Source organism: Streptomyces sp. NPDC059851 (assembly GCF_042732005.1).
Classification (GTDB): Bacteria; Actinomycetota; Actinomycetes; order Streptomycetales; family Streptomycetaceae; genus Streptomyces.
The window spans coordinates 31050-36511 of sequence record NZ_JBHWJJ010000078.1 but is presented as its reverse complement, the minus strand read 5'-3'; the positions used below and the strand labels follow the sequence as shown (position 1 = coordinate 36511).

The 5462-nt window shown below is 71.4% G+C and carries 3 protein-coding genes, 1 tRNA gene and 1 rRNA gene; 4 read left to right on the top strand and 1 reads right to left on the bottom strand.

The genetic code is table 11. The features are described 5' to 3' along the window. The 3 genes from rrf to ACFV7Q_RS24290 form a co-directional block, all read left to right on the top strand. A 5S ribosomal RNA gene (gene rrf / locus ACFV7Q_RS24300) occupies positions 1-93 on the top strand; the annotation flags it as partial. A gap of 5 nt (positions 94-98) precedes the next feature. Continuing rightward, positions 99-174: transfer RNA gene (locus ACFV7Q_RS24295), tRNA-Thr, on the top strand. Positions 175-260: 86 nt separating this feature from the next. Further along, positions 261-872 carry an HdeD family acid-resistance protein gene (locus tag ACFV7Q_RS24290; RefSeq protein ID WP_385431387.1) on the top strand — a complete coding sequence of 204 codons (612 nt, stop codon included), beginning with the start codon at positions 261-263 and terminating at the stop codon, positions 870-872. Positions 873-894: 22 nt separating this feature from the next. Here ACFV7Q_RS24290 and ACFV7Q_RS24285 read toward each other — a convergent pair whose 3' ends face one another. After that, a complete protein-coding gene (locus ACFV7Q_RS24285) occupies positions 895-3480 on the bottom strand; it encodes a SpoIIE family protein phosphatase (protein WP_385431383.1) in 2586 nt (861 codons plus the stop codon). A 167-nt stretch (positions 3481-3647) separates the two neighbouring features. On the opposite strand from ACFV7Q_RS24285, the gene ACFV7Q_RS24280 reads away from it, so the two are divergent. Continuing rightward, a partial coding sequence (locus ACFV7Q_RS24280; RefSeq protein WP_385431382.1) for a HAMP domain-containing protein occupies positions 3648-5462 on the top strand: 1815 nt, incomplete at its 3' end.

Here is a 5462-nt window from a genome sequence, read left to right as displayed (position 1 = left end):
ACGCCCGGTTACATTCCGAACCCGGAAGCTAAGCCTTTCAGCGCCGATGGTACTGCAGGGGGGACCCTGTGGGAGAGTAGGACGCCGCCGAACAACCCGCCCTTTTAGCTCAGTCGGTAGAGCGTCTCCATGGTAAGGAGAAGGTCAACGGTTCGATTCCGTTAAAGGGCTCCATCGAAAAGGCCCCCGCCACTGGCGGGGGCCTTTTTGTTTTTCCGCCCGTGCGCAGGCCACATCCCGGGCGTAGCCTGGGGTGCGTGATGACCGTACCTTCCGGCGCGGTACCGCAGCACCGGCCGCACGACCCCGAGCTCGTCCTCAAGCAGCTCGGCGGCTCATGGCACTGGGCACTCGGGTTCGCCCTGGCGACCCTGGTCCCGGGCATCCTCGTCCTGGTCTGGCCCGACGAGACCCTGCACGTCCTGGCCGTCATCCTCGGTCTGCAGTTCCTCGTAGCGGGCGGCTTCCGCTTCGTCAGGGCCTTCTCGCACAGCAGCGAGGGGGGCGGCAGACTGGCGGGCGTCCTGATCGCCCTCCTGTCGCTCCTGGCGGGCGTCCTGGTCCTGCGGCACCCGATGCAGACGATCGGTGCACTGTCCCTGGTCGTCGGGCTGCTCTGGTTGCTGTCCGGGGTGCTCACGGCCTACGTCGCCATCGCCGACCGCTGGCTCCTGCACCGGGGCCCGCTCTTCGGCCTGGGCGCACTCGGCGCCGTCGCCGGCATCGTCGTGCTCTGCTTCCCCGTGGAATCCGCGGTCGCCCTGACACGGCTGCTCGGGCTGTGGCTCGTCCTGCTCGGCGCGTTTGAACTCGTGATGGCCTTCGCACTGCGCTCCGCCACCCGCCACGTCCTGCCGACGTCTCCGGAGTGACCACCGCAGACGCACGTTCCCGCTAGTCGCCCGTGCGCTGTTCCGGAACGCGGAAGGCCAAGATGGCCATGTCGTCCGAGGCGGGATCGGCCGCGAAGCGTTCCACCGCGCGCAGGACGCGGGCCGCGACCGCGCCGGCGGTCAGACCGGTGCAGGCCGCGAGGACCTCGGTCAAGCCGTCGTCGCCGAGCATGCGGCTGCCCTCTCGGCGCTCGGTCACTCCGTCGGTGACGCACAGCAGGACATCGCCGGGGTCGAGAGTGAGCGTCTGCTCGTACAGGTCCAAGTCGTCCAGGACACCCAGCAGGGGCTGCGGGTCCGCGGCGGGGACCACCCGGCCGTCCGGACGCAGGCGCAGGGGGAGCGGATGGCCGGCGCAGACGACCTTCATCAGGGCGCCGCCGTCCTGCTGGGGGTGGAGCTCGCCGTACAGGAGGGTGAGGAAGCGGCTGCGCGCGCCCTCGTCGAGGATGGCCGCGTTGAGGCGCTCCAGGACCGCGGGACCGCCCAGCCCCTCGCGGGCCAGCAGGCGCAGGGCGTGCCGGGCCAGACCGGTGACGGCGGCGGCCTCGGGGCCGGTGCCGCACACGTCGCCGATCGCGAAGCCGTACGCGCCGTCGCGGATCGGGAAGACGTCGTAGAAGTCGCCGCCCACCTCGTTGCCCTCGCCGGCGGCCCGGTAGATCACCTCGACCTCCATGCCGGGGATCGCGGGGGAGCCCGGCGGGAGCAGGCTGCGCTGCAGGGAACGGCTGATCGCGGTGCGCTCGGAGTACAGGCGTGCGTTGTCCAGGGCGAGGGCGGCGCGGCGGGAGAGGTCGTCGGCGAGTTCGAGGATCTCCTGACGGAAGTGCTCCTCGGAGGGCCTGCCGAGGGTCAGCATGCCGATCACCCGGTTGCGGGCCAGCAGCGGGAGGACCACGGTCTCGCCGCCGACGGCTGCGGACGCCTCGTGCCAGGTGCGGGCGCCGGCCTCGCGGACCGGCTCCGGCGGGCTCACCCGGGAGAGGAGGGCCCTGAGGCCGTCGATGCGGTCCTCGTCCTCGTGCAGGACGTAGGAGAGGTACGGGTCGGAGGACTGGTCGGCGATCGTGTACACGGCGCACCAGGTGGCCAGGGTGGGCACCGTCATCTGGGCCATGAGCGCCAGGGTCTGGTCCCGGTCGAGGGTGCCGGCGAGGAGGTCCGATGCCTCCACGAGGAAGGAGAGGGAGCCGCGGCGCAGCCGCTCCAGCTCGCCGAGGCGGGCCGACTCGACGGCCAGGGCGATCCGGTCGGCGGCGAACTGCAGGCGCAGCGCCTCCGCGTTGGAGTAGCGGCCCGGGTTCTCGGCGGCCACTCCCAGGGAGCCCGTGAGCCGGCCCTCGACCTTGAGGGGGACGGTGACCACCGAACGCATGCCGGTGGCGTCGAGCAGGGGGACTGCTCCGGGGACGGCGGTCAGGTCGTCGTGGACGGCGGGCATGCGGGCCGAGCCGTAGCGGTTGGTGCCGGCCTCGACGGGGACGCGGGCGAACCGCTGGCGGGTGGAGGGCAGTCCCGTGGTGGCGCGCACCTCCAGTTCCGTCTCGTCGTCCGTGGCGAGCAGCAGGAAGGCGGCATCGGCGTCGAGCATGTCGCGGGCGCGTTCGACGGTCCGCTGGAGGAGGCTGTCGAGGTCGTCCGGGGCGGGGGAGCCGATGAACACCTCGAAGGGGTCCGCGGCACGGGGCTCGACCAGTGGCAGGCCCTCGGAGACCGGTGCTCGGACAGGGGTCTGGAGCAGGGCGCGCTCGTCGTCGTGGACGAGGAGGCAGACGGTGGACGGCTCCCCGTGCGCATCGCGGACCCGCAGGTGGGAGGCGTACACGGGGATGACGCGGCCGTCGGCGCCACGGATGCCGTAGCTGCCCTCCCAGCGGGACAGCCGCAGGGCCTCGGCGATGCCGGTGCCGGTGCCGGGCGTCTGCGGCCAGGCGGCGAGCTCGGCGAGCGGGCGGCCGAGGGCCTTCCCGGCGGGATGGCCGAAGACGTGCTCGGCGTCCTCGTTCCAGGCGGAGATGCAGTCCGCGGAATCGATCTGGACGACGGCGACGCGGACGCGGCTGTCCGCGAGGGGCAGCAGGCGGTCGGGGACGACGGGTCCGGCGGAGCGGGTACCGACCGGACGGTCAGGCAGGTCGAGGCGGAACCACACGTGCTTGTGGGTGGCCGTGTACTCGACGCCCCAGCGGGTGGCGAGGGCGGCGCAGAGCATGAGGCCGCGGCCGTTCTCGCGGTCGGGGTCGGCGTACGGGCGCTCGCCGGGGTACCGCAGGGGGAGTTCGCGCTCGGGGTAGCGGTCGGCGACCTCGACCCGTACACCGTCCTCGGTGCGCAGGCAGAGGACTTCGGCCCGGGTGCCGGCGTGGACCACGGCGTTCGTGACGAGTTCGCTGGTGAGCACGACGGCGTCGTCGACGATGTCGGCGAAGCCCCAGCCCTGCAGGGTGTCGCGGACGAACACCCGGGCGGTGGCGACCGAGCGCCCTTGGGGGTCGAAGCTGGCAGCCGCCCGAGCCGTGATCACAAGTCTCCTTCGACGCGGTGGGACATCGGAGGCCAGGTTACTTACCTTCGCGCCCGCCATGGTGCCGTCGTCGGGGATTCCCCCCGCGGGGTGCGGGCGGTGTGCGATGGTGCCGAAGTGTTATGGCCTGGTTCGGCCAGGGTGAAACACTGGGCAGGATCGGGTAGCCGGGCGGGTGACTGGCCGGGTGCCGGTGGAACAGGGTCGACCCTTTCGGGAGGGACACGGTGGAGTCTGGCGCAGCGGTGCGGCGTACGGGTACGCGCGCGAAGGGCGGGCGTCCGCGCCGGAACGGAACGACGGAAGTCGATACCGCCGCCCTGAACCGGCTGCTCACGGCCCTGGTGTCGATGCGGGACGGGAACTTCCGCAAGCGGCTGACGGTGTCGGGCGACGGGGTGATGGCGGAGATCGCCGCCGTCTACAACGAAGTCGCCGACCGCAACCTGCACCTGACGGGTGAGCTGTCCCGGGTCCGGCGGACGGTGGGCCGCGAGGGCAAGCTGAGCGAGCGGCTGGAAACGGGTGCCTGCGAGGGCTCCTGGGCGGCTGCGATCGACGCCTCGAACCAGCTGGTGGACGATCTCGCCCGGCCGGTGTCCGAGGTGGGCAGGGTGCTGTCCGCGGTCGCGGAGGGCGACCTGGACCAGCGGATGGACCTGCGGACGCTGTCGGCCGACGGGACGGGGCATCCGCTGCGCGGGGAGTTCCTGAAGGTCGGGCGCACCGTCAACAACCTGGTCGACCAGCTGTCGGCGTTCACGGACGAAGTGACGCGCGTGGCGCTGGAGGTGGGGACCGAGGGGAAGCTCGGCGGCCAGGCCCAAGTGCGCGGAATGTCGGGTTCGTGGAAGGATCTGACCGACTCCGTCAACACCATGGCGTACCGGCTCACCGCTCAGGTGCGTGACATCGCGCTGGTGACCACGGCGGTGGCGAAGGGCGATCTGTCGCGCAAGGTCACGGTGCACGTGGCCGGCGAGATGCTGCAGCTGAAGAACACCGTCAACACGATGGTGGACCAGCTGTCCTCGTTCTCCTCGGAGGTGACGAGGGTCGCCCGCGAGGTGGGTACGGAGGGCGAGCTCGGCGGCCAGGCGCAAGTGCCCGGCGTCGCGGGGGTGTGGAAGGACCTCACCGACTCCGTCAACACGATGGCGGGCAACCTGACGGCCCAGGTGCGGGGGATCGCGCAGGTCACGACGGCCGTCGCGAACGGTGACCTGTCGCAGAAGGTACGGGTCAGCGCGCGCGGCGAGGTGGCGCAGCTGGCCGAAACGATCAATCAGATGACCGAGACCCTGCGGACGTTCGCGGACGAGGTCACCCGGGTGGCGAGCGAGGTCGGCGCCAAGGGGCTGCTGGGCGGACAGGCGCAGGTGCCGGGGGCGGCGGGTACGTGGAAGGACCTCACCGATTCGGTGAACACGGTCTTCCGCAACCTGACCACACAGGTGCGCGACATCGCGCAGGTGACGACGGCGGTGGCCAACGGCGACCTGTCGCAGAAGGTCACGGTCGACGTGGCCGGCGAGATGCTGGAGCTGAAGAACACCGTCAACACGATGGTGGACCAGCTGCAGTCCTTCGGTGCGGAAGTGACCCGGGTGGCCCGCGAGGTGGGCGTCGAGGGCGAGCTGGGCGGACAGGCGCAGGTGCCGGGGGCGGCCGGTACGTGGAAGGACCTCACCGACTCGGTGAACACCGCCTTCCGCAACCTGACGGGCCAGGTCCGCAACATCGCGCAGGTGACGACGGCGGTGGCCAACGGCGACCTGTCGCAGAAGGTCACCGTGGACGTCTCCGGCGAGATGCTCCAGCTGAAGAACACCGTGAACACGATGGTGGACCAGCTGTCCTCGTTCGCCGATCAGGTCACGCGGATGGCGCGGGACGTGGGCACGGAGGGCCGGCTGGGCGGTCAGGCGCGGGTGGAGGGGGTGTCCGGCACCTGGAAGGAGCTCACCGACTCGGTCAACTTCATGGCCGGGAACCTGACCTCCCAAGTGCGCCAGATCGCCCAGGTGACCACGGCGGTGGCG